The sequence below is a fragment of the Pseudoalteromonas sp. GW168-MNA-CIBAN-0100 genome, from assembly GCF_040309225.1.
Classification (GTDB): Bacteria; Pseudomonadota; Gammaproteobacteria; order Enterobacterales; family Alteromonadaceae; genus Pseudoalteromonas; species Pseudoalteromonas arctica.
In genome coordinates this window covers 1-278 of record NZ_JBEOOL010000501.1, presented here as the reverse complement: position 1 = coordinate 278, position 278 = coordinate 1, and the positions used below count along the sequence as shown (strand labels likewise).

Genomic DNA, 278 nt, shown 5'->3' with positions numbered 1-278 from the left:
TCTCTAGACGCACGCAATATCGTATTATTTGAACGAGAAGGCGTACAGTGGGTTCGCTATGATGTGATAACTAATAACACTGAACAACCTGCAAACACCTTTGAATCTAAAGTTGAACGCTTTGTTCGTATTAAACAAGATGCAGATACGGCTGATGATCGTCGTCCAGTAATCCATGCCCATTTAAAAATAGGTAAATATGCCGCCGAAACAGATTTAAACCTAACGGATCGAAGCCACCTAGATTATCCTTTATTACTAGGTCGCAAGTTTATGAA

At 39.6% G+C, this 278-nt stretch carries 1 protein-coding gene; it reads left to right on the top strand.

Annotation, left to right across the window (positions count from 1 at the left end):
- Window positions 1-278 (top strand): putative ATP-dependent zinc protease (locus AAEY62_RS22155; RefSeq protein ID WP_350636557.1); only part of this gene is annotated, 278 nt, incomplete at both ends.